28 protein-coding genes are annotated in these 25,291 nt (G+C 68.3%); 17 read left to right on the top strand and 11 right to left on the bottom strand.

Translation table 11 applies throughout. The annotated features are described in order from the left end of the window. Nucleotides 1–457 precede the first annotated feature (457 nt). The gene (locus ACLZN2_RS45840) at nt 458–1,156 is read left to right on the top strand and encodes an HNH endonuclease (RefSeq protein ID WP_416985958.1); all 699 of its coding nucleotides are present in this window, start codon (nt 458–460) and stop codon (nt 1,154–1,156) included. A gap of 89 nt (nt 1,157–1,245) precedes the next feature. On the opposite strand, the gene ACLZN2_RS45835 is transcribed toward ACLZN2_RS45840, so the two are convergent. After that, on the bottom strand, nt 1,246–1,872 hold the full coding sequence (locus tag ACLZN2_RS45835; RefSeq protein ID WP_416985956.1) for an ATP-binding protein: 627 nt from the start codon (nt 1,870–1,872) through the stop codon (nt 1,246–1,248). Between the two features lie 217 nt (nt 1,873–2,089). Between ACLZN2_RS45835 and ACLZN2_RS45830 the strand changes: the two genes are divergently transcribed. Further along, the gene (locus ACLZN2_RS45830) at nt 2,090–2,935 is read left to right on the top strand and encodes a helix-turn-helix domain-containing protein (protein WP_416985954.1); all 846 of its coding nucleotides are present in this window, start codon (nt 2,090–2,092) and stop codon (nt 2,933–2,935) included. Further along, nucleotides 2,936–3,139, top strand: coding sequence for a DUF397 domain-containing protein (locus tag ACLZN2_RS45825; RefSeq protein WP_416985952.1), 204 nt, complete (start codon nt 2,936–2,938; stop codon nt 3,137–3,139). 67 nt (nt 3,140–3,206) lie between these two features. Here the strand turns inward: ACLZN2_RS45825 and ACLZN2_RS45820 are convergent, their stop codons facing one another. Beyond that, the gene (locus tag ACLZN2_RS45820) at nt 3,207–4,130 is read right to left on the bottom strand and encodes a hypothetical protein (RefSeq protein WP_416985950.1); all 924 of its coding nucleotides are present in this window, start codon (nt 4,128–4,130) and stop codon (nt 3,207–3,209) included. 370 nt (nt 4,131–4,500) lie between these two features. Between ACLZN2_RS45820 and ACLZN2_RS45815 the strand changes: the two genes are divergently transcribed. Both ACLZN2_RS45815 and ACLZN2_RS45810 read left to right on the top strand, forming a co-directional pair. Beyond that, complete coding sequence (locus ACLZN2_RS45815; RefSeq protein ID WP_416985960.1) at nt 4,501–5,088, top strand: Imm21 family immunity protein; 588 nt, start codon at nt 4,501–4,503, stop codon at nt 5,086–5,088. A 158-nt stretch (nt 5,089–5,246) separates the two neighbouring features. Then, nucleotides 5,247–5,546 carry an NIPSNAP family protein gene (locus ACLZN2_RS45810; RefSeq protein ID WP_416985948.1) on the top strand — a complete coding sequence of 100 codons (300 nt, stop codon included), beginning with the start codon at nt 5,247–5,249 and terminating at the stop codon, nt 5,544–5,546. 21 nt (nt 5,547–5,567) lie between these two features. Here ACLZN2_RS45810 and ACLZN2_RS45805 read toward each other — a convergent pair whose 3' ends face one another. The 3 genes from ACLZN2_RS45805 to ACLZN2_RS45795 all read right to left on the bottom strand — a co-directional run bounded on the left by ACLZN2_RS45805 (nt 5,568) and on the right by ACLZN2_RS45795 (nt 11,176). Next, nucleotides 5,568–9,122: an AAA family ATPase gene (locus ACLZN2_RS45805; protein WP_416985946.1), complete on the bottom strand. Its 3,555-nt coding sequence runs from the start codon at nt 9,120–9,122 to the stop codon at nt 5,568–5,570. Between the two features lie 180 nt (nt 9,123–9,302). Then, the gene (locus ACLZN2_RS45800; protein WP_416985944.1) at nt 9,303–9,875 is read right to left on the bottom strand and encodes a GNAT family N-acetyltransferase; all 573 of its coding nucleotides are present in this window, start codon (nt 9,873–9,875) and stop codon (nt 9,303–9,305) included. Next, nucleotides 9,872–11,176 carry a hypothetical protein gene (locus ACLZN2_RS45795; RefSeq protein WP_416985942.1) on the bottom strand — a complete coding sequence of 435 codons (1,305 nt, stop codon included), beginning with the start codon at nt 11,174–11,176 and terminating at the stop codon, nt 9,872–9,874. Before ACLZN2_RS45795 ends, ACLZN2_RS45800 begins: the two co-directional genes overlap by 4 nt. A 188-nt stretch (nt 11,177–11,364) precedes the next feature. On the opposite strand from ACLZN2_RS45795, the gene ACLZN2_RS45790 reads away from it, so the two are divergent. The 4 genes from ACLZN2_RS45790 (at nt 11,365) to ACLZN2_RS45775 (ending at nt 13,469) form a co-directional block, all read left to right on the top strand. Next, nucleotides 11,365–11,757 (top strand): hypothetical protein, encoded by a 393-nt coding sequence (locus tag ACLZN2_RS45790; protein WP_416985940.1) that lies wholly within the window; start codon nt 11,365–11,367, stop codon nt 11,755–11,757. A gap of 231 nt (nt 11,758–11,988) precedes the next feature. Further along, nucleotides 11,989–12,429: a hypothetical protein gene (locus ACLZN2_RS45785; RefSeq protein ID WP_416985938.1), complete on the top strand. Its 441-nt coding sequence runs from the start codon at nt 11,989–11,991 to the stop codon at nt 12,427–12,429. A gap of 76 nt (nt 12,430–12,505) precedes the next feature. After that, a complete protein-coding gene (locus tag ACLZN2_RS45780; protein ID WP_416985936.1) occupies nt 12,506–12,937 on the top strand; it encodes a hypothetical protein in 432 nt (143 codons plus the stop codon). Nucleotides 12,938–13,172: 235 nt separating this feature from the next. Beyond that, nucleotides 13,173–13,469: a DUF6247 family protein gene (locus tag ACLZN2_RS45775; RefSeq protein ID WP_416985934.1), complete on the top strand. Its 297-nt coding sequence runs from the start codon at nt 13,173–13,175 to the stop codon at nt 13,467–13,469. 606 nt (nt 13,470–14,075) lie between these two features. Here ACLZN2_RS45775 and ACLZN2_RS45770 read toward each other — a convergent pair. Continuing rightward, nucleotides 14,076–14,684, bottom strand: coding sequence for a hypothetical protein (locus ACLZN2_RS45770; RefSeq protein WP_416985932.1), 609 nt, complete (start codon nt 14,682–14,684; stop codon nt 14,076–14,078). A 101-nt stretch (nt 14,685–14,785) separates the two neighbouring features. Beyond that, a complete protein-coding gene (locus ACLZN2_RS45765) occupies nt 14,786–14,980 on the bottom strand; it encodes a hypothetical protein (RefSeq protein ID WP_416985930.1) in 195 nt (64 codons plus the stop codon). A 304-nt stretch (nt 14,981–15,284) separates the two neighbouring features. Here ACLZN2_RS45765 and ACLZN2_RS45760 point away from each other — a divergent pair, with 304 nt between their 5' ends. After that, nucleotides 15,285–15,929, top strand: coding sequence for an RICIN domain-containing protein (locus tag ACLZN2_RS45760; protein WP_416985929.1), 645 nt, complete (start codon nt 15,285–15,287; stop codon nt 15,927–15,929). A 41-nt stretch (nt 15,930–15,970) separates the two neighbouring features. Here the strand turns inward: ACLZN2_RS45760 and ACLZN2_RS45755 are convergent, their stop codons facing one another. Beyond that, entirely contained in the window at nt 15,971–17,167 is a 1,197-nt protein-coding gene (locus tag ACLZN2_RS45755) for a serine hydrolase domain-containing protein (protein ID WP_416985928.1), read from the bottom strand. Nucleotides 17,168–17,672: 505 nt separating this feature from the next. Between ACLZN2_RS45755 and ACLZN2_RS45750 the strand changes: the two genes are divergently transcribed. After that, nucleotides 17,673–17,975, top strand: coding sequence for a hypothetical protein (locus tag ACLZN2_RS45750; RefSeq protein WP_416985926.1), 303 nt, complete (start codon nt 17,673–17,675; stop codon nt 17,973–17,975). 97 nt (nt 17,976–18,072) lie between these two features. On the opposite strand, the gene ACLZN2_RS45745 is transcribed toward ACLZN2_RS45750, so the two are convergent. Genes ACLZN2_RS45745 through ACLZN2_RS45735 form a run of 3 tightly spaced genes read right to left on the bottom strand, consistent with a single transcriptional unit; the run spans nt 18,073 to nt 19,824 of the window. Beyond that, nucleotides 18,073–18,303 (bottom strand): helix-turn-helix domain-containing protein, encoded by a 231-nt coding sequence (locus ACLZN2_RS45745; RefSeq protein WP_416985924.1) that lies wholly within the window; start codon nt 18,301–18,303, stop codon nt 18,073–18,075. Next, nucleotides 18,303–18,800 (bottom strand): DUF2975 domain-containing protein, encoded by a 498-nt coding sequence (locus ACLZN2_RS45740; RefSeq protein ID WP_416985923.1) that lies wholly within the window; start codon nt 18,798–18,800, stop codon nt 18,303–18,305. The genes ACLZN2_RS45745 and ACLZN2_RS45740 overlap by 1 nt, the downstream gene beginning before the upstream one ends. Nucleotides 18,801–18,852: 52 nt before the next feature. Next, nucleotides 18,853–19,824 carry a GlxA family transcriptional regulator gene (locus ACLZN2_RS45735; protein WP_416985921.1) on the bottom strand — a complete coding sequence of 324 codons (972 nt, stop codon included), beginning with the start codon at nt 19,822–19,824 and terminating at the stop codon, nt 18,853–18,855. Between the two features lie 246 nt (nt 19,825–20,070). Between ACLZN2_RS45735 and ACLZN2_RS45730 the strand changes: the two genes are divergently transcribed. The 6 genes from ACLZN2_RS45730 (at nt 20,071) to ACLZN2_RS45705 (ending at nt 25,255) form a co-directional block, all read left to right on the top strand. Beyond that, nucleotides 20,071–21,060: a helix-turn-helix domain-containing protein gene (locus ACLZN2_RS45730; protein ID WP_416985919.1), complete on the top strand. Its 990-nt coding sequence runs from the start codon at nt 20,071–20,073 to the stop codon at nt 21,058–21,060. A gap of 119 nt (nt 21,061–21,179) precedes the next feature. Next, nucleotides 21,180–21,680: an RICIN domain-containing protein gene (locus ACLZN2_RS45725; protein ID WP_416985918.1), complete on the top strand. Its 501-nt coding sequence runs from the start codon at nt 21,180–21,182 to the stop codon at nt 21,678–21,680. Nucleotides 21,681–21,756: 76 nt separating this feature from the next. Further along, complete coding sequence (locus ACLZN2_RS45720) at nt 21,757–22,287, top strand: RICIN domain-containing protein (protein WP_416985916.1); 531 nt, start codon at nt 21,757–21,759, stop codon at nt 22,285–22,287. Further along, a complete protein-coding gene (locus ACLZN2_RS45715) occupies nt 22,275–23,435 on the top strand; it encodes an exo-alpha-sialidase (protein WP_416985914.1) in 1,161 nt (386 codons plus the stop codon). Before ACLZN2_RS45720 ends, ACLZN2_RS45715 begins: the two co-directional genes overlap by 13 nt. Before the next feature lie 287 nt (nt 23,436–23,722). Then, nucleotides 23,723–24,172, top strand: a complete 450-nt coding sequence (locus tag ACLZN2_RS45710; protein ID WP_416985913.1) for a hypothetical protein — start codon at nt 23,723–23,725, stop codon at nt 24,170–24,172. 165 nt (nt 24,173–24,337) lie between these two features. Beyond that, nucleotides 24,338–25,255: a DUF1963 domain-containing protein gene (locus tag ACLZN2_RS45705; RefSeq protein ID WP_416985911.1), complete on the top strand. Its 918-nt coding sequence runs from the start codon at nt 24,338–24,340 to the stop codon at nt 25,253–25,255. Nucleotides 25,256–25,291 lie beyond the last annotated feature (36 nt).

Below are 25,291 nucleotides of genomic sequence, written 5' to 3'. Positions count from 1 at the left end.
GCGGCACAACGCCCGCGACGCCCGCCGACCGCTCGCCCTCCTCGGACTCACATGATCACGAACCGGACATCGAGCAACTTTGCCGATGCCCTGGCTCGTAGGTCCACGCGATCACGAGGAATGCTTCGCATCCCGCCGAGAGACGAGCGGACGTCACGTGCGGTCGTACGTTGTTCTTCCACCGATCTCCAAGCCAGCGCACCAGCCTCAAGATCGGTCTCCTTTCTGACCTCGGCAAACAAGGACACCCGGGGTGGATCAGTCAGCTGCTCCCCCGGTATTGGTTGACCTTCCTCCCCTCGCAGTAAGGTTCCTGCCGGACGTTGCCGAACCCTGACGGCGTTCGCCGAACGCTGACGGCAGACCATCAGGTAGCGCCGACGGTACACTAGTTCTAGCCGTCACCGCCACGAGTGACGGCGGCGGCTCAATGGACCTGCCGGACAGGAGGGAAGCGATGACAGAAGAGCGCCCCGTGCGGCGGTCATCGAAGGTGAAGGTGGCCGAGTTTCTGGCAGCCGTCGGTGAGGGCAACGTCTTCACGAAACTTCAGCTCTTCGAGGGAGTCCCAGGCGTAGCCCAGGCGGATCGCCGCATGCGGGACCTGCGCGAGCTAGGTTGGAAGATCGACAACTACAAGACCGATCCGCGACTCCAGCCTGACGAGTACCGCCTGACAGCAGTGGGAACCCGTATCGATCTCGGCGAGCAGCCGAAGGAGACTCCACGGCCACGGATCTCTGCCACGCGCCGACGAGAAGCCCTTGAACGGGCTGGCCATGCCTGCCAGACATGCGGCATGCGGGCCGGCGAGATCTACCCGGACGAAGACCAGACGGCCGTACTCAGCGTCCACTTCATCGACCCAACCCCACCAGTCGATATGGAACTGTCCAATCTCCGAGTGGAGTGCCAGCGATGCAACGCCGGTGTCAGAGGCACGGGAACGGCGCTGTCAGCGCCGGAGGAGGTCTTGGCGCGCGCATCCGGGCTTGGCAGCCGCGAGGAAAAGCGGCGGCTGTACCGGCTCATGCAGTCCGGTCGGCAGGAGCGCGACGAGGTTGACTTGGTCTTCGGTGAGTGGCTCCGGCTGGGACGTGAGGAGAGGGTGGACGTCATGCTGAAGCTTGCAGGGGTCCTCATTGAGGAGGACTGACGCTTGAGAAGCCCGCTTCTGCCGGATCTCGCGCTTTGGCCCCGCGCCAAGAGGGCGCGGGGCCAAAAGACGCCCGGCGCAGAGGACTTCTAGGCCGCCTTGGCATCGGCCTCATAGTGCATCTGAGCTCGATCGAGGAAGTCGTCGGGGTCGAGGCCGCGGACGGCTGTCCAGTGAAGCAAGTCCGCGATCAGCTCGATCGCGGACTCTTCAAGGAGCGTTTCTCGCCGCCTCCCCTCTTGGTCGGCCCAACCGCCCTGATACTTCTCCAGCGCTTCAACCGCCCGCTCAATGCGTCGGCATACCCTCCCGGCACTGAGCGGGATCTCACACCAGACCGCTTTGCCGGCTGCGGTCACAACCGCTCCCCAGTCCAGCGCGAGCGACGCGAGGAGATGCAGCCCTCGGCCGCACTCTTCATCGCAATTGACCACCTTGGGAGCCGGAATCACGCGGCTCTTGTCGTGAACCTCCACCCGTAGCCGCTCCCCCCTCCATTCGAGGATCAAAGTCGCTGACGCCCCCTCGCCAACGTGCTTGACCACGTTGGTAGCCAGCTCGGTGACAAGCAGCTCCGCCTCATCGACCGCCACAGGCATGCCCCACTGGCTCAGCTGCTTGGCGGCGGCTCTCCGCAGAAGACTCACTTCCGCCGGCACCGCCTCAAATGGCAGGACACAGCGGAGTCGGGGTTCGGTGATGTGGTAGCCAGACATGGCCACTCCTCCCTCCCAGGCCACGCACATGCTGCGCCTGCCGTGTCCGTACGGCTGCACTGCGTAGCGACCTGAGAACGAGCATGGCATGGAGAAGTCTCGCTGTGTAACTTCTCATGACAATCCATCGGGTGAATCTGATGGTCGGGAAGCCGCCCGGCTGCCTAGCCTGATGAGCACCCAGGCTCATCGCCCGGCCCATGGCAAAGGAATCTCAATGTCCGAACGGACCACAACGCGTCGGCGTCAACTGGGCGCAATGATGCGCAAGTTGCGCGCCCGTAAGGGCCTGACTCTTGAGGAGGCAGGGCGGCTCGTCGGCGTCTCCAAAGCGACGGTCAGTAGGTATGAGACCCAGGCCGGGCCGGTCAAATGGCTCGTCGTCGATGCGTTGTGTCGTGAGTACGGGGCAACGGAAGCCGAGCACAACGCTGTTGTCAGCATCGCCAAGAACGCCAAGCAGCAAGGCTGGTGGAGTTCCTTCGCCGACTCCATCCCGGAGAGCATGAACCTGCTGCTCACGCTTGAGGACGAAGCCGTGCGCGAGAGTCACTTCTCGTGCGTCTACGTCCCCGGACTCCTGCAGACGCGGGAGTACAGCACGGCGTTGCAGAAGGCCAACGAAGTGCCCTTGGAGCAGACGGAGATCGAGCGTCTGGTCGACATCCGTATGAAGCGGCAGGAGATTCTCACCCGCCCGAAGCCGCTGCGCCTGTGGGCGATCCTCGACGAGTCCGTGATCCGGCGCGTGGTCGGGTCACCTCAGACCATGCGGGAGCAGCTCGACCGGCTTCTCGAAGCGAACGAGTCTCCTCACATCACTCTTCAGGTACTGCCCTTCGCCAAGGGGGCCCACGCCGCAGCCCTGGGAAGCTTCGTCATCATCGGCGGCTCCGAGCCGGCGCTTGATGTGGTGTACGTCGACTTCCACACCGGTTCCCTCTTCCTGGAGAAGGACGAGGAACTGGAGCGATACAGACTTGCGTTCGAGTACCTCCAAGCACAAGCGTTGGACATGGAGGCCTCCTCCGCCATGATCCACCGCGCCCGCAAGGAGCTCTGAATGTCTTCCGGTCCTCAGCCTGTCTCCGAGCCCGTCTGGTTCAAGTCGTCGTACAGCGGCGGTAACACGACTGAGTGCGTGGAGGCTGCTTTCGTTCCGTCAGGGGTGCTGGTGCGGGACTCCAAGGTGCCAGGCGGCCCTCATGTCAGGGTGTCGGCCGACGCCTGGTGCAAGTTCGTGGGCAAGGGCAACTCGGTGCCGTGATCCCTGAGGGCTTGCCTCAGCGGAGCTCGATGACGCGGTGGTGCTGGGACGGCTCCGCGCCGCCGCTTCAGACGCCGTCCTTGTGGCCGTTCGCGACAATCAGCTGCTCCATGCTCTTGTGTGCGCGGGTGGCTTCGGTGTTGCTCTCGTCGTGGAACATCCTGAGGTACTGGAACAGGACGCTCACGCATTTGTCCCGCCCGTCGTACTCCGCGTTGTCGACGAGTTGGTAGTCCCTCGTGATCTCCCTCAGCTGCCTGTCGGGAGTGGTGTACAACGGGTGCCAGATCAGTCTCACGTCCGGGTTCAGCTGCTGGACCAGCCGTAGCTGTGGGATCTCCTGCGAGATGAGGACGCTCTCCGGTCCGTAGGCCCTCATGAAGATGTGCACGGGGCCGGTCGCGCGGGCCACGAAGGCCTTGGACAGGACGTTCCACATCGGCGTCTTCAGCATCCAGTCCGGATGCAGCTCCAGGACGTTGAGCACGCTGCCGATCCGCGTCCGCTCCAGCGGTGTGTGGCCCTTCCCGTACGCGTAGTCGCTGAGCTCGATGCCGCCCGACCACAGGGCCATGGTGGGCGTCTTGATCTCCAGATGCTCGGTCATGAGCTTGACGAACTCCTGGTACCACGTGTTCGACGCACGGAGTTCCCGCTGTTCCTGGCGGACGTTCGTCTTCGCCATGGCCTCGTCGTTCAGCGTGCCCTGCGAGTCGACCCCGCCGAGCAACAGTTGCCAGGCGGCGTCGGCCTGGGGTTGGGGGATGCCCGCGGCCTTCGTCAGCTCCTGGTACGGCCCCCACTCAGGGTGCTCGGTAGGCCTCGTGGCGTAGTGCTCGTTCAGGTCGCCGGTATGGCGCTGCAGCCAGCGCGTTACCGCCGTGTTCCCCGCGCGCTGCTGAAGCGCGGCCAGGCCCGTGGGGCGTGCCCCGCGCCCGGCGGCGGCCTGCGCCGTCGTCCGCCGCTCTGCGGCTCGCTGTGTCTCGCGCACGCTCGCCCCGTCCTTCCGGTCGTCCCCGCCGAGCCTAGGCTCGGCGGGGACGACCGAACGAGGAGCGAAAGGGCAAAGCCGGGGGCACGATCAACCCCCGCGGCCGGGCACCCTGGCTAGGGCGGCTTCTAGCGGCTCCAGCAGGCGGCTCCGCGAAGTGGCCCCGGAGGGCGGTTTGATGTGGGACCACCGGGGCCGTGACTGTCCGCCGCGCTCAGCCTTCTGCCAGGGTGTCGCGACGGGCCGTTCTGTCAGTCTTCGACGTTGAGGATCTCCCTCTAATATGCGGGTCTCGACGTCAAGTCATGGGTCGCGGTGATCAGCTCGAAGGCTCGTTGTCAGTGGTCGCAGGGATACTGGCGTCGTGAAGATGTCCTCCTCCACCACAGCCAGCTCAGCCGAGCCGTCCCCCGTCTGGGTCGAATCGATGGGTGGCCCGCTGATAGCAGTGCCGGTTTCCGCCTTGGCCCGGTGGCGTGGTTGCACAGAGTCGGGGATGGTCGTCGGCGACGGGAACGTTCGGGACGACTATGACCGCGCCTGCGAGGTAGAGGGTCTGGCTGGGGTGATTGCCGTCGGCGAGGAGGGCGCTCAAGGACTTGTCTTGGCGGACGAGCCAGCCAGCAGTTGCTATCTGCCGGAACACCAAGCGTTCGTCCGCTGGCTGGGCGCCAACTACGAGGCCGATCTGATCGCCGCGGCCGAGGCGGTGCTTGCTGATCCCACCACCGCGTGGGAGGAATGCGGTGTCTGGGAGACGGATGGCCCGGCCGTGCTCATGGACTCCGTGACAGCCGGGGACGAGCTGGGGGTCGAGTACCCGGCCGGCAGTGGCCTGCCGGAGCAGGCGCCCGTCCCGACTCGGCCCGGCCGCTGGGCAGTCCGCGCCGTCTATGCCTCGCCGATCGAGGCAACCTCGGTCGCGGTGATCCATCTTCTGCCTTGGTCGTCACACTGACCGAGCTGCATCGTCGGTGCGTGGAGAGGGTCAGGACGCTTCTCCATCCAGTCGGCTGAGCAGTCCATCGAAGATCTGGCCACGGGCGACCTGTCCCTTGGCCGCCCTTGATCGGAAATCCGGCCCTCTTCGACTGCAAGGTCGGAGAGGATGTCCGCATGCCGAAGACCACACAACTGCGTACGTACACCGTCCGGGAGGGCTTGCTCGACGAGTGGGTGGGGCGGTGGCGGGAGGAAATCGTGCCGTTGCGGCTGGAGTTGGGGTTCGCGATCGGAGGGGCGTGGGTGGACCGGGAACGCAGCCAGTTCGTCTGGCTGATCTCGTACGACGGTCCGGAGACGTTCGCCGAGCGCAACGCGCTGTACTGGTCGTCGCCCGAGCGCAAGGCCATGGGCCTGGACCCGGACGACTACCTTGTCCGCACCGAGGAGCGCACGGTGGAATCGGTCTACTGATTCATCTACTGATTCAGACGGTCACGCGGGGTCGAGCGGCAAGAGATGCTGCCGCCGTTCCTCGCGGGTCAGGGTACGGAAGACCCTTCCTCGGGCGGTCGCCTCCAGCCGGTCATGGTCCGGCTCCGCCCGCCACACGCGCGCCGTCCCGTCGGCCGAGCCCGTGAGCAGCAGTGTGCCGTCCGGGGACCATGCCACGGAGGTCACCTTGTCCTGGTGCACACCGACGACGGCGATCTCCTCAAAGGTGGCGGCGGACCAGACACGTACGGTGCGGTCGTCTGCGCCCGTGGCGATGTGCCGGCGGTCGGGCGACCAGGCGACGGCGCGGAGCCGTCCCTCGTGCCCCTTCAGCACCTCGATGCGCCGTCCGGTGGCGACGTCCCACACGGCGGCCGTCCAGTCGCCGGAAGCGGTGGCGATCCTCGTCTCGTCCGGAGACCAGGCGGCGTCCTCCACGTAGTTGTCGTGGCCGCGGAGCACGGTGAACTGCTGCCCCTCCCCGATGTCCCACAGTCGGCAGGTACGGTCGTCGGAACAGCTGGCGAGCAGCCGTCCGCTCGGCGACCAGGCCACGCGCCCCACCCAGTCCTGATGTTCCGTCAGTTTCAGCAGCTCGGTCCCGTCCGACGCGGACAGGACACGCACGGCACCGTCGTGGCCGCCGGTGGCGATCCGGCCGCCGTCCGGAGACCAGGCGCAGCCCTCGATGACCTCGCCGTGTCGCTCGAACAGCGTGCCGCCGCGCCCGTCGACGATCCGGAACAGGCCGTCGTTGGTGCTGAACGCGAGCCGTTCCCCCTGCGGAGCCCAGGCAACGGCCCAGGCCCGGTCCTCCCACTCGATCACCGGTCCGGCCGGAACACCGGTCGCCGCGTCCCACACCCGTACGGTGCCGTCGTCCGAGGCCGTGGCGAAGCGGCTGCCGTTGCCGGACCATGCGGCCTGGTTCACGGGGCCGCGGTGTCCGTCGGCCAGTACGGCTTCGGCGCCACGCGGGCGCAGGTCCCACACCATGCCGGTGCCGTCGGTGGAGCTGGTGGCGAGCATGGTCCCGCAGGGTGACCAGGTGACGCCCCACACCGTGTCGGCGTGGCCTCGCAGCACGGCCAGGACCTTGGCGTCCTCGGTGCCGACGATGCGCACAGTGCGGTCGGAGGAGGCGCTGGCCAGCATCCGCCCGTCCGGCGACCAGGCCAGGTTCCACACGTAGTCGGTATGTCCTCGCAGCAGCAGGCGCAGGTCGCCGGTCCCGGCGTCCCAGATGCGGGCGGTGTGGTCACCGGAGCCGGTGGCGATGTGCTGTCCGTCCGGTGACCAGGCGATGCCCTCGACGAAGTCCGAGTGGCCGGTGAGTGTGGTGGCCGCCGTACCGGTCGTCAGGTCCCACACGATCGCGGTCTGATCGTGGGAGGCTGAGGCGAGGCGGTTGCCGTCCGGCGACCAGGCAACGCCCCACACATCCTCGCCGTGCCCGTGCAGTTCGTGCACGAGCCGCCCGGTATCGGCCTCCCACACCCGTACGAGCCGGTCCTTGGAGCTCGCCGCGACATGCCGGCCGTCCGGCGACCAGGCCACCTGCCTGTTGAGGTCTCCGGCGCCGGTGAGCAGCCGGACCGGCTCCCCCGAGGTGGCATCCCAGATCCGTACGACACGGTCACGGCCGGCGGTTGCCACCCTCGCCGAGTCCGGTGACCAGGCAACGGACTCGGCCATGACGCCGTCGCACGGCAGTACCAGGAGGGGACGTCCGGAGTGCGCGTCGAAAACGCGGCCGGTGCCGTCCCTGGACGCCGTGGCCAGCTTGTGCCCGTCCGGGGACCAGGCGATGTGCCGGACGGTGTCCGTGTGTCCGTCGAGCCGGGAGCGGAGGTGACTCGCCGCCAGCGCCGCCATCATCCCGCGCCTGGCCGAGGGCGTGGGCGTGCACTCACCGAGTGCGGCGAGCGAGAGCAGCAGGGAGCGCTCCGGTTCGCTCTCCGCGTTCAGAAGAACCTGTCGGCCGATGCTGTCGGAGACCCGGCTCAGGAAGGTCAGGTCGCGGCGCTGCGAGGATTCGACGAGCGCGCGGGCGGGCGCGGACGCCTGCCCGGATTCCTCCAGTGCTTCGAGCCAGCGCCGGGCAGCCGTGAGGCGTTCCCCCGTGAGGAGGTAGTCGTCGCTGCGTCCGGCCCGCTCCCAGTCGGCCGCCCACCGCTCCAGTTCGGCGCGCTCGCGAAGCCGTTCGGCCCGCGCCTCGACCTCCTGCCGCAGCGGGGCCCACTGACGGAACAGGGCCTCGTGCGTCACCTGCGCACAGGGCTCGCTACCGGTTACGGAGCCGCCGCCCGTGACGTCGGTGCGCAGCAGCCGCGCCTCGACGAAGGCATCGACGACATGGCGGTCCCGTTCGTCGAGCTCGGACAGCGGCACATGGCGGCGGGCCACGTCCTGGCCCTCCACGGTGACGAACCTGAGCAGGACGCGGAGGACGAAGTCGATGCCCACACCCGCCCCGAGCCCGGCCACGGCGTTGTCTGCCTGACGCGCCAGCGCTCCGGGTACTCCGCCGAGCCGCCGGTACAGCTCCTCGGTCACCGTCCCGCCAGGACCGGATGCGAAGTACAACTCCTGGAGGAGGTAGGCGAGCAGCGGTAGTGCGTCGTCCGTCCCGGTCTCGCTCACGATGGAGTCGACGACTCCGGGCTCGAAGCCGAGGCCGACGAGGGCCCCGGGGCTCTTCACGACTTCGAGGAGCTGGGCTCTGCCCAATGTGCCGATGGCAACAGGGTGCTGAAGGAGGTCCGCCTGTCCGGTGCCGAGGAGCCTGCCGAGCAGGTCCACCCGGAGGGTGACCAGTACGCGGACCGCCGGGTCCTGTTCCACGCAGGTACGCAGCGCTTCGAGGAACTGGGCGCGTTCACGTTCCCCCGCCAGGGTGACGACCTCCTCGAACTGGTCGACCACGAGGAGTATCCGCCGGAACCGGCCGCCACGCAGCCGCGACAGCTCAGCTCGCAGTGCGTCCGGCCCCTGGCGCAGCCTGCGTAGTACGGCGCTCGCCGGTTCCTGCCCGTCGGCGGCGGCCGCCAGCGCACCCGCGAGGGCGCCCAGCGGGTTCGGGCCCGGCGCGAAGGCCGGTACGACGGTCCAGCGGCGTTCCCGAAGCCGGGGCATCACTCCTGCCCTGACCAGCGAGGACTTTCCACTCCCGGACGCCCCGACCAGCACCAGGAACCGTTCCGCGGGGCGGGTCGTGGTGGCGTGCAGCCTGCGGGTCAGCTCGGCTGCCTGTGCCTCCCGGCCGAAGTAGACGGCGGCCTCGTCCTCGTCGAACGCGTCGAGGCCCGGGTACGGAACCCGGTCACGCGGCCACTCGATCCGGGCCGGCGCGGGATTCTCCAGCCGGTAGACGACGACCTGCCCGACCACCAGGGCCACGATCAGCAGGCCGATAGCCGGAACGGAGACCCGCTGAATCGCCTCCAGCACCCAGGGAACGTCGTCGGTGCTGGTCGCGTAGTTGGTGGCGATCCCGAGTAAGCAGGCGACCAGTGCCAGCATGACCTGGAGCGCGACCTGCATACGGTTCCTCATCGGCCACCACTCACGACCGCGTCGTCACCCGCCAGCACCGCTCAGCCCCCGTTTCCCCGGTCTCGAAAAACCCGGCATTGTGTCATCCCGCTCATGACCATCTTCTGGGGCTTCACAGGCGCGCTCAACGGTGCGTATGGGTTTCGGCCATGCGCGGCGGAGCCGGGTCCACGGAAACCTTCACCTGTTCCCCTTCCGTGGATGCGCAAGCGGAAGGACCATGGCGCACAGCTGCGGGGCTCCCTCGAACGGCACCGCCTCACCGACCAGCGTGTATCCCCAGGTCTCATACAGGGCGACGACTTTGACGTGGTCCTTGTGTACGAGCAACGTCGCCCGCTGCTCTCCTCTGGAGGCGAGCAGCTCGTCGTGGATGCGTCGAGCTGCGCCCGTACCGCGCCAGGGCATTCGGATCATCAGCTCGGACAGGGCGAACGTACGCGTCCCGGTCTCGGTGACGAAAGAGTCGGGGAGAGGCGGGGTGACCTTGGTCCACCATGTCGTGGACGAACTGAGCGGAGCACCGTAGGCGTATCCGACGAGCTGCTGCTGCTCCGGGTCACGGGCGAGCACGCAAGCGAACCCCTTGTTGGCGGACCAGTGGTCCACGAATTCGGCAAAGGCATCACGCCCGGCAAGCGGATCGTCGCTGCCCGCGTAGACCTCGTCGTGGATGTCCAAGAGGAGCTCGCGGATCGAGCGCGCATCACCGTGTCCGTAGTGCCGCAGGTCGAGTTCGGTGTGCGTGGTCATGTGCGTCCTCCTTGAGAGCGGATGACTTCCGTGACGCGTTCAAGACGGGCGGTGATGCGACTGCTGGAGACAGCGTCCATCCGGATGCTGGAAGCAGTCGCCGACGCCCTCTCGTATTCGCCCTGGGCAAGCTGGAGTTCGGCCAGCAGCACGGTGTAGTAGGCGCGGTTGCGGGTGAAGCGCTCGTCGAGAAGTTCGAGGGTGCGCGCCGCGTGTCCTTCTCCATGGACGTACTGACCGGCGCTCTGGTGGGCGATGGCCGCGAGGCCGGCCAACTCCGCATGGGTGAGGAAGCGCAGCCAGCTGGGGGTGCCGGTCACCTCCACGCGGTCGTAGGTACGTTCGGCAGCGGCCAGATGGCGGCCCATGCTCTTGGGGTCGCCGGTCTGTGCCAGGCAATCGGCAAGCCGTGAGTGCAGGAGCGAAGAGAGCAGCGGGTGGTTTCGCACGTGCCGCTCGGACAGCGCGGCGCGGTTGATCCGAGCTGCTTCAGCAGGTCGGCCCCCGTGTTCGGCTTGCGCAGCAAGGTCGGACCAGGCTCTGGTCACAGAGACTGGATCGCGGGCCAGCAGCGCAGCCTGGAGCGCTTCGTTCCGTAGCTGGGCGGCTCTCTCGTGTTGCCCGCAGTCGTGGGCCGACCAGCCCGCGCACGCTGCGACTTCAGCCATGGCCCGGTTCAGCGCACGTTCGACGCGTTCTCCGTACACGCAGTGATCCAGGGCGTGTCGAAGGCGTAGCAGGTACTCGACCGCTACGTCGACCAGAGCGCCGCCACCAAGCCCGTTGAAGTGTGCGTCGAGCCGGGAAATCGTGCCCTGGATCCTTTCGATGTCGCTGGAGCCGAGGCGGCCGTGCCCCGGCGTCTGATCGATGCCGAGCGTGGCGACAAGAGCCCCGGCGATGAATGTGCGGCGCTGCAAGGAGTCCGCATTCCTCACCTGCACTGGTCCCGCTGGGGTGGGGAGGGGTTTCGAGGACTTGCGCTCCAGGAACCCCATGGCTTCTGGGCCTCGGCCGAAAATCTCCTGGAGGGGAAGAAGGTACTGAGTCCACGGCCGTTGAACATCGCCTGCGATCCAACGGCGCACGTGACGGTCCGTGCAGTTGGCGGGCTTGCCGAACAGTTGCTCAGCTGTCCTGTTCACCTCGTCAGCGAGCTGTTCATGGGTGTAGCCGAACTCTGCTAACAGCGCTTCGAGAGAGGTGTTCCGCCCACTGTTCACTTCGGCCCCCATCAATTCTTCCTCGAAGGTAGTCCTACCGGGCAGCACCGCCAGGTGAAACTGTCCGGTCGGCGGCACGCAACTTCCCAAGTTCTGTCCTGATGACGGACAGGGTGCTTGCGGTTTCCTCGTGAACGTGAACGGCTCAATCGACGAGGGAGCTACGGTGCTGACGTCAGCTGACCAGTACAGACTGACGTCCGAGTGGCTCGCTCGGGCGCATCCGGGTACCGCAGCAGGCCCACACCGAGTGGTCGCAGCAGGACGTGGCGCTGCTCCCACTCAGCGGGCTGTTCGCGGCGGTACGGCTGCCGGGTGAACTCGTGCACGCCGCCATTGGCTGCGAGGAGCCCTGCCAGGTGGCCGTCGCCCTGCGGGAGCGGCTGCAGGGGCCCGTCATCCACGATCACCGCACCACGGGACCGACGTACTACGTGCTCATTCAGTGGCACGCCGGCCTGGTCTGGGACTACGCCGAAGCAGCGCCCTGCTTGTACGGCGACACATATCTGGGCGTCCCCCGTCTCGATCGGCTGGAGCCGCCGGGAACCTACTGGGTCGTTCCACCGCGCTACGACGGTGACCTGTGCAGGCCCCAGTTCGTACGCGAGCTCGTCGACGCCGGGAGGCGACAGCTCGCTCCGGAAGAGCCGGAGTGATGTCGCTCCATCGACTTCCACCGCGTACCGGCCATCGCTGCCGCGTCACGCGGTGAACCCAAGATCCCTCTCCCTGAGCACACGACAGGCATTCGGCACTCCGGGAGAGGGCTACCCGAAGGTCCTTTCACTGTGAGGTGAATCAGTGCTCCACACAACCCCGTTACTGCACGCCAAGCCCGCCGTCCTGACCGCGTCCATCAGCGCCACCAGCTCCAAGGAGGTCTCCCGATGACCCCTACCGCCGTCGCCGCAGACACCCGCACCGGCCGTTCCCTCGTCACCGACGCCGAGTTCGACACGCTGGCCGCGTTCTGCGCCGACGAGTACGGCCTGGAGCGGTGTGTCGCCGAGCGGGTCATCGACCAGGCGCTCGCGCTCGTCTACGTGATGGGCGCCAGCGGGGAGGGCGCGAGCATGGCGCCGTCGCAGCTGGTCGACCCGGGCTGGCACACGCTCATCCTGCACACCGGGTGGTACGCCGACTGGTGTGAGCGCAGCTTCGGCTACTTCCTGCATCACCAGCCGAACGCCAAGGTCCGTACGCGCGGGCTGATGGTCGATGTCGTGGGCCGGTTGCGTGCGGCCGGGTTCGAGGTCGACGAGCGGCTGTGGGGTACGGCCGCCGACTGCAATCCACCGGCCTGTTGCGGGGACGGCGACGGCTGCTGAGTCCCGTGCCGCAACCCGTGCGGGTCGGCCGTCGCCCGGTCGGCCCGCTTCCCCGCGCCAGAACGGACCCACCCTCGTGTCCCTGACCGAGCTGACCGCGACCAGTCGCGTCACCGTGTTCTCCCTCGAAGGACTCACCCTCGCCTACACCACCCAGTCCAGCGACGCACGCGGACTCGGTGACATCGGGCTCGTCGCCGTCGTGGACGAGCAGGCCGACGGCGACGAGCTGTGGCGCCTCGCCCGTGACCTCGGCGGTCGTACTCACGGTGGAGAGCAGGCCCGCTGGATCCTCACCCAGGCAAGCCGGGCCCGCATGGTCAGGACGTACACCGATCTGGCGCACGCCAAGTGGACGGCACACATCCGTCGACGCTTCACGCTCGACGCACTGTTCGCGAACCACGAAGTCCTCATGACCGGTCGGATCGCGCTGCCGGGCTCGGGCGGCAGCTCTGGCATACGGACAGTGACCCACGACGGAGGTGGAGCTCACGGCCCTGCCTAGGCTGGGCAACGATCCCGAGCCCGAGCGATGGTCCGCCCACGGTGTACCTGGACGAGGAGACGGACAATTACCTCGTACAGGCTGGGAGGTGCGGTACAGCGAGCGGATCAGTGTCCGGTTCTTCTTGGAGGTGCAGGGTGACCGCCAGGGACGTCCGGCGCACTGAGGGAAGATGGATCCTGGCTATGGGATCTGTAGGACACTGCCCGTAGGACAGAGGATCAAGGAACAGATCGTGAGCGCACAGCACGAGGAAACGCCCGTTCCTGCGCCGTTGCCGCTGAGGACCATCGGCGACATTCAAGCGGCTCTGCGGTCCGGGCACGGCTTTCCCGGTGACCGGGAGTCCTTCGAAGCGGATCTTCAGCATGCCCTGGAAACGTCGACGGAGACAGACCTGAACGCGGTCGCTGCGGTGATCGTCGACTACCGGGGCCGAATCCGTCTCTACCAGGACCCTGAATTCGACATCGCAGTCCAGGAAGGCATCGACCTCGCGGCCCGGCTGAAGCAGGAGACGCAGAACCGGTGACCGGTGTAATCGCGGCCGGAGTATCTCGCCGTCTGCCGGACACGGGCCGAGGAGTCCTCCGATGGCTCTCACCAGTGGGATCCGCCGGGCTGACTGCCTCGACCTGAACTGGGCCCAGCCATGCTTGAACGTGCGTGCGAGGTAGCCGGAGTCAGCGAAGTGCACCTCGCCGCGCTCAGGCAGGCCACCGAAGGCGGTGTGGCCATGGATGCGCCGGGCGGAGTCGGCAGTGGTTCTCAGACGTGTCGCCTCTTGGGGTACGGAGGCATGTCCTGGCAGCCGTACCTGGCGTGAGTACACCGGTGGAGTGCCCTCGGCGGGAGCGGGCTCTGTGTGGCACTCAAGGAGCAGGTCGCCCCGCAGGTCGTCGAGCTCGTCGGGCGCATCCTCCAGCAGGGCGTTGGCCCACACTTCGAGGGACGCGTTCCTCAGGGCATCGTTCGGAACCTGGCTGAGCGGGCCGGGACCCATCACCGTGAACTCCGGCTCACCGTCCGCACGGAACAGCAGCCGCCACCAATACGGTTGCCAGAAGGGCTTCTTCAACGAGAACCAGCTCCCGACTTCGTTGCGAAGGACATTGAGGCCTTCGTCAGTGGTCATGACTCATTCGTGACCGGCGACGGCTTCTGCGAGTGGGGTGAAGAGCAGTGCCCAGTTGCCGGGCAGGAGCTTCACCGCGGACGTGAGGTAGCAGCGGACGACCGTCCACTCGTCCGGTCGGCTGTCCGCCCCGTCCTCCAGGATGGCCTGCAGGCATTCGTCGATGCCTTCGGCGAAGTCGTCCTCGTCGAACCCCAGTCGTGTGCAGGCCTGCTGAGCAGCTGATGGCAGGGTGAACGAGTCGTCCCACCCGCCGGCCGCGTCCAGCAGGTAGAGCAGGTGACTCCCGGGGTTCGGCAGGTCGGCGCGCAGGCTTCTCGTGGTGAACTCCCGGTCTGTCTCCTCCGAGACCAGGTCCGACGTCTCGACTGCGTCGGCGACGAGGTCCGCCCAGTAGGCCTCGCCGTGTCTGCCGTCGGTCTGCCTCATGTGCTCGGCTGCGAATGCCGCCATCGCGTCCGGGTCGTCGATCAGCGGTGAGACGACGAGGTCGCTCTTGTAGTCGAAGCCGAAGTAGTACCGGTGCCCGTCGAGTGTGAGTGACTCAATGCCGGCCACGTGGCCGACCCGTCCGGGCAGAGGATCGAAGCGTTTGGCAGGTTTTTGTTCCATGCGGGAGACGGTAAACGTGCCCACTGACAATGAAGCGGTCCGGGCCAGGCGGTCGAGTTGGTGGAGCCGCCCGCGGAGGGGCCTGGGTGGACCGGGAGCGGTCAGCTGCTTGGGCCTGCTGCCGCACGGTCGGGTTGTTGCGGCTCCACCATCCTTCCCGGTACCAGGACGGCGAGGGTGCTGCGCGCTTCACGTCGTAGTGTGCGGCGTCGAGCAAAGGTCGCGGTGAGGGCAAGGACCGAGATCGTGCCGCCGTAGAACACAGCAGCGATGGTGGAGAGGAGCCCGATCGCCATCGGGCACGCACCTTTCTTCCCCCGTTCGGCCCGCCCGGCTCGCAACTCGGGGCAGGCGCTGACGCGGTTCCTCTCCACCATACGCACGCCGTCAACCACGCCTGCTGCGGACTGGCCAATCCGGCGAACCGTCCCGGCCGGGGTGTGGTCTCGCCCCGTTCTGTCCTGGGGCAGGCACCTCGATGCTCGACGCGCTATGTCGCGAGCCGTCAGAATTGACGGATGGTCGGCGGGCCAGGTGAGTCGGTTCACTGGCACGGATGCCTCGACGGGGGGCAGTTCGCCAAAGGGGACTCACACTCACATGACCACAACGTCTTCGCGTACGTCCGTCACCACCGACGATGCGGGCAGCGGGCCGGGCCCGCGACGATTCGGGAAGGGGGGCAACCGCTCGCGCGCTCTGGGGGCCCTGGCGTCGGTCTTCTCCGTCGTCGCCTTCACCGTGCTGGCCACCGCGCCGGCACATGCGTCCGTCTACAACACGGCGATCAGGAACGTCACGACGAGGAAGTGTGTCGACCTTCCCGGCTTCGGTGCTCCTGGGCTCCAGCCGGTCACCCAGTACAAGTGCAGGCCGGGCACCGGCGACAACCAGATGTTCGACCTGGTCAACGGTGTCGACGGCTTCCTGATCCGCAGCGTCAAGAGCCCCGGCCTGTGTCTCGACTTTCCGAACTTCGGCGCGCCCACCAGCGCCGACAAGGTCAGCCTCTACTACTGCCGGAACACCACGGCCGACAACCAGTTGTGGAAGTCGCGGTGGAACAGCGCCCATACGGCGTTCCAGCTCATCAGCGCCAAGACCTACTCCTCGGGCTCCTCGAGGCGGGGGATGTGCCTGGACGTGGACGGGTTCGCCTGGGCCGTGAACGACCTGCGCCTCGGTGCCTACCCGTGCAGCACGTCCCTGCGTGACGACCACTGGTGGACGTTCTTCAGGGGCTGACCCGCACGCCTCCGAGGAGTGAGGACAATTCCGGGAGCAGGTCAGCGTGACAGTGACCTTTCCACCGCCTCCACCAGTGACGCCGCCCTGGCGTCGGTCGGGTCCTCCTTGATGTAGTTCATGACGTAGGCGAAGGCGAGGTCGTGTTCGGGGTCGGCGAAGGCGAGGGAGCCGCCTCGGCCGGGGTGGCCGAAGGCCTGGGGGCCGGTCAGGGGGCCGGGCATGGTGCCGGTGTCGGAGGGGAGCATGTAGCCGGAGGCGAAGCGCATCTCAAGCATCAGCACCCGGTCCTGGCCTGCGGCCTGTTCCTTCGTCGCCGAGGCGACCGTCTCGGGAGTGAGCAGGCGTACGCCGTCCACCTCGCCGACGAGGGCGGCGTACATGCGGGCCAGGCCGCGGGCGGTGCAGATGCCGTTGGAGGCGGGGAGTTCCGCCGCCTGGACCTCCGGGGAGTCGAAGTCGATCTCGGGCGGGTCGGTGATCGTGAACGCCCTGTTGGCGAGGGAGTCCGGGTCGAGCATGGCGGCGATCGCGTCGCGGAACTGCTCCGGGATGGACTCCGGGGGGATGGTGGTGAAGTCGACCGTCGGCTGCTCGTAGATCATTCGGGTCACGCGGGCGCGTTCCGTACTCGGCAGGCCGATGAAGACGTCCAGGCCCAGGGGGGCGGCGATCTCGTCGGCGAAGAAGCGGCCCGGGGTGCGGCCCGACACCCTGCGGATCACCTCGCCGACCAGCCAGCCGTAGGTGCGGCCGTGGTAGCCGTGGGCGGTGCCCGGGGTCCACTGGGGGCGTTGGGCGGCCAGGGCGGTCGCCATGGGGTGCCAGGTCAGGGCGTCGGCCAGGGGCACCGGGTGGTCCAGGGCGGGCAGGCCGGCCTGGTGGGAGAGGAGTTGGCGGACCGGGATCCGCTCCTTGCCGTTCGCGGCGAACTCCGGCCAGTACTCGGCCACCGGCGCGTCCAGGTCCAGCGCGCCACGCTGGGCCAGCAGATGGGCGGCGGTCGCGGTCGCGCCCTTGGTCGCCGAGTAGACCAGCTGGAGGGTGTCCCGGGTCCAGGGGCGGCCGGTGTCCGGGGCGGCGGTCCCGGCCCACAGGTCCACCACCGGGCGGCCCCGGTGGTACACGCACACCGCCGCGCCGATGTCGCCGTGGTGTTCGAAGTTCGCCGCGAACGCCTCCCGCACCGGTTCGAAACCGGGCGCGACCTCACCCTCGATACGTTCCGTCGTCGTCATGGCGTCCATCCTGGCAGCGGGCTTCGGGCACGGGCGGGGGGTTTTCGGCCGCAGCGCGTCACGGCTCGGGCGAGCGACGGTTCCGTCGGGCGACGGTTCCGTCCGGGCGCCCGGGGTGCAGGAGGAACTCGACGAGCTGGCACGGCTGTTGCCCGCCGGGCCCGTCGAGCGGGGGCTGCCGCCCGGGCGCCGCTCCCATCACAAGGACGTACTGATGCAGCTCATCGTGCGACCCTCGACTACCTCGGCGAACGCACGGTCTTCAGCCGGGGCACCAAGCGGGGCGAGAAGGGGGCGGTCCTCTTCACCAGCGCGGTGCTGGAACGACGGGGGGTAGCGCGGACGGACCGGCCGGGTGCTCGTCGCGGTAGGCGAGGGTCGTGCCGTCGGGGGTCGTGGTGGTGGGCAAGCCGGGGCTCCGTCCTGGTGTCGGGTACGACGTGGTTAGCCTCGTAGCGAGAAGAAGCTCTCAGCGAGAAGCAGGACCTTGAGGTAGGAGGCAGGCATGGCGAGGGTTCCCAGCTCGGTGATCGCGGCCGGCGGGCTCGTCGGTGGGTACGGGGTGGCCCGGTGGACGAAGAAGCGGCAGCTCGGCGGGGCCGTACTGGCCGTCGCGGGGGCCGCTGCCGCTCAGCAGTGGCGGGAGCGGGCGGGCGGGAAGGCAGCGGGGGCGCTGGGCGCCGCGTACGTCGCCGCCTTCGCCGGGTCGCATCCCCTGGCGAAGAAGGTGGGCGCCTGGCCCGCCGTCTTCGGTGTGGCGGGTGCCGTCGCGCTGGCCTCGTGGGCGGTGGCGGACCGGCGGGGCTGACCCGGCCGCCCGACCTCTCAGGAGCCCTCCCGCTCAGGAGCTCTCCCCCTCAGGAGCTCTCCCCCTCAGGAGCTCTCCCTCTCAGGAGTTCTCCCTCTCAGGAGCTCTCCGCACCCTCGTCCGGCTCCGGCACCCACCGGAGCACATCGCCGGGCTGGCAGTCGAGGGTGCGGCAGATCGCGTCGAGGGTGGTGAAGCGGACCGCCTTGGCGCGGCCGTTCTTCAGGACGGCGACGTTGGCGGGGGTGATGCCGACGGCCTCGGCGAACTCGCCCACCGACAGGCCGCGGCGGGCCAGCAGCAGGTCGAGGTCGACGACGATCGCCATCACACGACCTCGGCGATCTCTGTCTGCAGGTCGGTCGCCTTGCGCAGCAGTCCGCGCATCACGACGACGAGCATCGCGAACGCGGCCCCCACCCCGACCGACAGGCCCGCCGCACCGAGGGCGCTGATGATCTGCATGTTGCCGTCGGGCGTGGGGATGTCGGCGAAGGCCAGATGGCCCGTGATCCCGAGTGCCAGCAGGGTGGCCGCGACCGCGGCGCCGATGATGACGTCGACCCAGCGGAAGGCCCGCGTCGTGAAGATCGCGTCGCGTTCGATCATTCCGAGCAGCATCCACAGCGCGACGAGTACGACCTGGACGCAGAGCACCCCGAGTATCGCCACGGTGGCGTAGGGCAGGGCGAAGGGCTCGTACGGCGGGAACTGGTCCACCTCGTCGGCGGCGGTGCCGGGGATGACGACGATCTGACCGAAGAGGCCGCCGAGGAAGGCGGCGATGATGCCGGCGCGCAGCGCGGCGACGAAGAGTCGATGCATGTATCGATTGTCGATCGAGAGCTATCGAAAATCAATAGGTTTCTATCGGAACTCAATAGGCGCTTTCTGCATCCGCCCCTGATCTGAACGACTTCCGGTACCCCTGTGGGCTCGTCCCCACCACCCGGCGGAAGCGTTCCCGGAACGCCGTCGGGGAGCCGAAGCCCGCCTGGGCGGCGATCCGTTCCACCGGGTGCGCCGTCGTCTCCAGCAGGTGCTGGGCCCGCCGTACCCGCGCCCGGTGCAGCCACTGCAGCGGGGTCGTCCCGGTCTGTTCGCGGAAGCGGCGGTTGAGGGTACGGCTGCTCATGCCGGCCCGCGCCGCGATCTGATCCAGGGTCAGGTCGCGTTCGCAGTGGTCCTCCAGCCAGGACAGCAGCGGCTCCAGGGTGGCCCCGGCGGGCGCCGGCGGCGGGTCGTGGACGATGAACTGGGCCTGGCCGCCCTCCCGTTCGAGCGGCATGACCGACATCCTGGCCGTGTGCGCGGCGACCGCCGAGCCGTGGTCCTTGCGGATCATGTGCAGGCACATGTCCATGGCGGCGGCCGCGCCCGCCGAGGTGAGGAACTGGCCGTTGTCGACGTAGAGGACGTTCGGGTCGACGGTGACCTTCGGGTACCTGGCCGCGAGGTCCGGTGCGGCGATCCAGTGGGTCGTCGCGCGCAGGCCGTCCAGCAGCCCGGTCGCGGCGAGCAGGAACGCGCCCACGCAGACCGAGGCGATGCGCGTGCCGTGCGCGGCCGCCTCACGCAGCGCCTCGGCCACGCCCGGCGGCAGTACCAGCGGCGGGTCCGCGACACCGGGCAGCACGATCGTGTCCGCCTCCGCGAGCGCCTCCAGGCCGTACGGTGCGCGCACGGTGAACGCCCCCGCCCGTACCTCCCCGCCCGGCTCGGGCGAGCAGACCCGCACCCGGTAGGCCTCGCGGCCGTCGGGCAGCCGGGCCCAGCCGAAGGTGTCGATGGGGGCGGACAGATCGAAGGGGATGACCCCGTCCAGCGCCAGTACGGCCACGGTGTGCATGGCCAGAGCCTAGGAAACGGCGAGAGGCCGTGCATACGACGGATTCCCGCCAACGGGGGGGGCGGCCTCGATCGAGGCCGACGCCGCGTCGGGCTTGGGGAACGCACGGGCGCTCAGCTCGCGCGTCGCGCGGGTCTGCCGCTCGACTGCCTCAGCGACTGCCCCGCCCGAATCAGCCGGGCGGGAGCTGAAATAGTCTTCGCCGGGAGACGGGGACCGGTGGGGACGCCGGTGGTGGGGGGCGGAATGATCGGGACGGTGTTCCGGAGCACGGACGTGGCCGTGGAGGACAGGTTCGACTATTGGCGGGAGCTGATGAGCCGAACCATCGCGCCCAGCGAGATGAGCAGTGACCACGCCGCCGACTACTGGGCGGAGCAGCGGCTGCTGGAGCTGGGTCCGGTGACCGTGTGGCCGGTGTCGTTCCTGCCTACGCGATACCGGCGGAGCACGAAGCTGATCCGGCAGTCCGATCCCGAGCAGTACCACCTGTCGGTAATGCTCGGGGGCAGGCTGGGGCTCGACCACGTCGGGCGGACCAGCACCTACGGCCCGCGCGACCTGTGGGTGTCCGACAGCTCCCGGCCCTACGACGTACGGCCGCCGGACGACGGGAGCTGTCACCTCATCACCGGGGTGGGCGTGGAGGTGCCCAAGGTGTTGCTGCCCGTGTCACCGGACCGGGTCCGGGAGTTGCTGGGCAGACGTCTGTCGGGGCGGGAGGGGGCGGGCGCCCTGCTGACGGACTTCCTCATCGGGCTGAGCCAGCAGGCCGGCTCCCTCCAGCCGTCCGACGCGCCTCGCCTGGGCACGATCCTGCTCGACCTGCTGTCGGTCTGGTTCGCCCAGCCTCTGGAGGCGGAGGCCGCACTGGCACCGGAGACACGTCAACGGGCCCTGACCCTGCGGATCCGGGAGTTCATCCGGCAGAACCTGCACGACCCGGGGCTGACCCCGCCGGCGATCGCCGCCGCGCACCACATCTCCGTCAGCTATCTGCACCGGCTGTTCCAGGAGCAGACGCAGGGCGAGACGGTCGCGGCCTGGATCCGGGGCCAGCGGCTGGAGGGGGCCCGCCGCGACCTGGCTGACCCCGCGCTGCGTGCCACGCCGATCCACGTCATCGCCGCCCGCTGGGGTCTGCCCCGCGCCTCCGACCTCAGCCGCGCCTTCCGCTCCGCCTACGGAGTCTCGCCCAGGGAATACCGGCTCCAGGCACTCGCCGTAGCGGAGTAGATCCACCGCCAAAGTCGCCGTGGACTCACCGCTAACGACAGCCCCGCTGGTGGCCACACATGCTGATCTGGCAGTCGCTCGGCCTGTCCCGTTCACAGACACAAGGGAGCTCCACTGTCATGTCCATGAAAATGATCACGAGAGTCTCCGCGCTCGCAGCCACGGTCGTGAGCACCCTGGCCTTCGCCACACCCGCCAACGCGGGTGCGACCGCCTACGCCACGCTCCTCAACTTCGGAACCGGAAAGTGTCTGGCCGTCCCCAACGCGAGCAAGGCCAACGGCGTCGGTCTGATCCAGTGGACGTGCACCGGCAACAGCGAACAGCAGTGGCAACTGGAGTGGGTGGAAGGCGGAAACGGCGACCGGTACGTCATCCGGAACCAGAACAGCGACAAGTGTCTCGCCATACCGAACGCCAGCACGGCCAACGGCACCCAGGCCATCCAGTGGCCCTGCGACGGGGGCAGCGAGCAGGTCTGGATCTACGACAGCGCCGACCGTCTGCACAACCTGAACAGCGGCAAGTGCCTGGCCATCCCCAACACCAGTACGGCCAACGGCACCGAGGCCATCCAGTGGACCTGCACCACCAGTAACGACCAGGAGTGGCTCTGGTAGGAGCGTCCGGAGCGGCCCTCCCGCGAGGGCCGCTCCCTCGTCGTCGAACAGCAGATACAGCTAAGGAAACTCCCGTATGAGAAGACACGTCGCCCCCGTGGCCGCCGTCGCCCTGCTCAGCGCGCCCCTGCTCACGGGCTCCTCACTCGCCGTCCCGGCCTCGGCTGCGGCTGCCGAGGCGGTCGTCAACGCCCGCCTCTACAACATGGGCACCGGCCTCTGTCTGGCCAACCCCGCCTCCAGCCCGGACAACGGCACCGTGATGATCCAGTGGTCGTGCAGCAACAGCGACAGCAACTACTGGTCGCTGCAGCCGATGACCGCCGGCGGTTACCACGTGGTCAACAAGGCGAGCGGCAAGTGCCTGGCCATTCCCAGCGGCAGCACGACGCTCGGCGTCAAGGCCATCCAGTGGCCGTGCGACGAGGAACAGAACGACGAGCAGGTCTGGGTCCACGACGGGATCGACCAGCTGAGGAACGCGAAGACCGGCCTGTGCCTGGCCATCCCCAACAGCACCACGACCGCCGGCACGGAGGCCATCCAGTGGAACTGCGACGCCCTGAACGACGAGACCCCGAACCTGGACCGGCAATGGCTGTGGTGAACCGCAAGCGGGCCTGGACCGCGCTCCTGACCGCACTCGTCCTCGCCGTCCTGACCAGCCTCCTCATGCCGGGCCCGGCTTCCGCCGAGGGCACATCGGCCGAGAAGAGCGTCTACATCAACACGGCCACCGGGGGCGACGGCCCCCGCACCCCCGACATCATCAGCACCAGCGCGAACAACGCGGTCGTGGCGTGGCGGGAAGGCCTCAGGCCCGGCAACAGGGACATGGGCTACATGCGGTACTCGTACACCACCGACGGGGGCGCGACCTGGAGCCGTCCCCAGACGCTGGCGCAGGAGACCGACCAGTACGCCTGGCACTACGTGATGCTCTACAAGTCGGGCAGTGAGCTGTTCGCCTTCCTCGGGCGCACCCCGATCGCGGACACGAGCGAGACCGACGGGAACGGCTGGAACAACGACGGCCTTCCGATCACCGCCACCCTCGTCAAACACAGTACCGACGAGGGCCACACCTGGCAGGACTACCCCGTCACCGTGCCGGCCATCGGCAACCTCGCCATCTCCGGCCGCCCGCTCAAACTGGCGAACGGCAACCACGTCCTCCCGTACTGGGGGACGGGGCGGGAGAACGGGGTACTGATCTCCTCGGACCCGGACCTGAAGACCTGGACGAAGGGCGGCACCGTCCCGAACGGGAACGCCACAGGCGTCATGGCCGGTGAGAACCAGATCGCCGTCTCGCAGGACGACCCGAACAAGCTGGTCATGGTGGCCCGCGCCGCCAACGCCAACGCCATGACGGCCACGAGTTCCGACGGCGGCCTGACCTGGACGTCCTTCACCGCCGACACCAACCTGCCGAGCTACGACGTGGCCAGGAGCTACTTCGGCAAGGACAGCAGCGGCCAGTACCTGTACCTCTACACGACCGGCACGAGCACCATCACACGTCCGGCTCTCAACTACAAGACCAAACGCCCCGGCGCGGCCTGGAGCGCCGCCAAGCTCTTCGCCGACGGCCCCTCCAGCGAACTGGACCCCGATCAGCAGGGCACCACGGGCGCCGGCTGGGACACGTATCCGATGGCCGACGAGTACGCGCCGGGCAAGTTCTATGTCGCCTGGGAGTTCGACACCTCTCGCATCAAGGTGAACAAGCTGGATATATCCGACGCGCCCTGAGGTTGACTCCGACACGAAAAGTTGAGTGTGGGGGCAGGCCGTCGCGGTGAGCACGGCCTGGTCCGGCACTCCGTCGACCTCGCCATGGTGCAAAGCACGGGCGCTGAGCGCGCGCATCGCACGGGTCTGGGGGGAACCCGGCGGCGTAGGCATACGACGGCTGCCCGCCAACGGGACCCCGGTGGCCTGCGAGGCCCGATGACCTACGCCGTCCCGTGGCGAGAATCTGTCGGTGCCTGGCAATGCCGCCACTTCTCCGGGATCCCGGTGCCGCCTAGCGTCGGGCCGTGACCAAGTTCCTGCTCGCCGTCCATGTCCTCGCCGCGATCGTCGCCGTCGGTCCCGTCACCGTCGCCGCCAGCATGTTCCCGCCCGCCGCCCGCCGTTTCCTCGCGGCACCCGACGACGAACGCGCGGGCGCGACCGTACGGCTGCTGCATCGGATCTGCCAGGTGTACGCCGCCGTCGGCATCGCCGTCCCCGTGTTCGGGTTCGCCACGGCGGGCGCGATGGGGGTGATGGGCGACGCCTGGGTGGTCGCGTCGAGCGCGCTGACCGTACTGGCGGCCGGGGTGCTGCTCGTGCTGGTCCTGCCCCGGCAGGAGGTCCTGGTCGAGGGCGAGGGCAGCCGGGAGACCACCGTCCGGCTCGCCATGTTCACCGGGATCTTCAACCTGCTGTGGGCGACGGTGACGATTCTGATGATCGTACGGCCGGGGTCCACGACCGGGGCGTGAGCGTTCGTGAGAGTCCGTGAGTACCTGATTGGTCCGTGAGTACCTGGTCTCTTCCCCTTCACCTCCGTTCGAGACGGAACAGGCGGACGGCGCGGCGTGAGTGGGTGGCCGAGCCTGTGCGGGCCGGCGGTGCATGCCTCCTGCGGGTAAGTACCATGCGCAGCCATGGACTATCACCAGCAATTCCATCGCGCGGCGATCGAACGGGGCATCCCGGAGGATGAGGTCGGCAGGTTCTCCGAGTTCTTACGATTCGCGATCTGGGCAAGCGGGCGCCCCGACGGCGCTCCGGTCGGGCGAAGCGGCGGGTTGCCCCGGCTGCCGGTGGGCATGGAGTGGCCGTCCTCCGAGAACGGGCCGCTGCCGTTCTTCGCCTCCTTCGACTGTGCGGCGCTTCCCGGAGTGGACGGCCTCGCCCTGCCGGCGGACGGCTCGCTGCTCCTCTTCCTGCACCACGAGTGGGCCTACGACACCTATTCCGTCGCCGACGAGCAGAAGTTCGCGCGGATTGTGTATGTGCCGGCCGGCACCGACACCGCGACAGCGGAGGAGCCCGACCACGACGAGGAGATGTTCTGCAACACGACGCTCGGCTTCGTCGGCCGGGAGTACGACCTCTTCGCCACGGTCAACGCGGAACTGCCCAGCTGGTTCGAGGACGACGACGAGGCTTCGCAGTCCGACGGCCAGGAGCACCTGGCTCGCGACCTGGCCCACAGAAACGAACTCTGCGCCCTGGTCAGAGAGCTCTGGCCGGAAGGCAAAGGCGCCGACGTCTGTCTCGGCGGGTACTCCATGGGCATCGGCGAGCTTGCGACCGACAACATGTACACCACTCCGGAGACCAGGATGGCGGAGGACATCCTTGAGGCACGCGAAAAGGCCGGCGAACTCGTCGTCCCGCCGGACGAGTGGCATCTGCGCCTGGAGGAGGAGGCTCTTCGGGTGATGCGCGAGTGGGTGCCGCTTGCCCAGTTCGAGCCGAGGGACGAGGTCTACCACGCGCGTTTCCTGATCCGCCACGACGACCTCGCCGCCGGCCGATTCGACAAGGCGCTCTCCTTCACCGCATTCACCGAATAGGACGGCGCGTCGGAGTACGTCCCGCGACGCACGGGG

This window comes from Streptomyces sp. T028, from assembly GCF_048159505.1.
In the GTDB taxonomy this organism is placed as follows: Bacteria; Actinomycetota; Actinomycetes; order Streptomycetales; family Streptomycetaceae; genus Streptomyces.
The sequence above is the reverse complement of the archived record's forward strand: the minus strand, read 5'-3'. Positions and strand labels throughout refer to the sequence as shown.